The 648-nt window shown below is 44.9% G+C and carries 1 protein-coding gene; it reads right to left on the bottom strand.

Going from position 1 to position 648, the window contains the following annotated elements; genetic code table 11:
• A partial coding sequence (locus FBT53_RS15980) for a Calx-beta domain-containing protein (RefSeq protein WP_304993451.1) occupies positions 1–648 on the bottom strand: 648 nt, incomplete at both ends.

Here is a 648-nt window from a genome sequence, read left to right as displayed (position 1 = left end):
CATTATTACCAGCAAAGGTGATAGTTCCATTGGCGATAGGTGTAAAGTCGGTGGCGGTAGCCGTACCAAAAGCGGTAGAGAAATCTACATCGAAACCAGAAGCATACGCTCCAGTCAAGGTTACATCAAAAGTAGCGGTTACACCCAAACCTTCGGTCACGATAACATCGGTCTGTATTATAGATAAACCTTCCGTACCTGTGCTGTCATCATCATTGATGATACCATTAGCGGTAGCATCGTTGATAGGCACTAACGGATTGGTAGTGCTGTTCAAGATAACGGTATAGGCTTCTTGCGGTTCAATGATAGCATCATCCAAGATGGACACCACAATTTGCTGTACCTCGCCATTATTACCAGCAAAGGTGATAGTTCCATTGGCGATAGGTGTAAAGTCGGTGGCGGTAGCCGTACCAAAAGCGGTAGAGAAATCTACATCAAACCCAGAAGCATAATCCCCAGTTAAAGTCACATCAAAAGTAGCCGTAACGCCCACACCTTCGGTTACGATAACATCGGTCTGTATAATGGATAAACCTTCCGTACCTGTGCTGTCATCATCATTGATGATACCATTAGCGGTGGCATCGTTGATAGGCACTAACGGATTGGTAGTGCTGTTCAAGATAACGGTATACGCTTCTT

The organism is Flavobacterium sp. ASW18X (genome assembly GCF_005144745.1).
GTDB lineage: Bacteria > Bacteroidota > Bacteroidia > Flavobacteriales > Flavobacteriaceae > Croceivirga.
The sequence above is the reverse complement of the archived record's forward strand: the minus strand, read 5'-3'. Positions and strand labels throughout refer to the sequence as shown.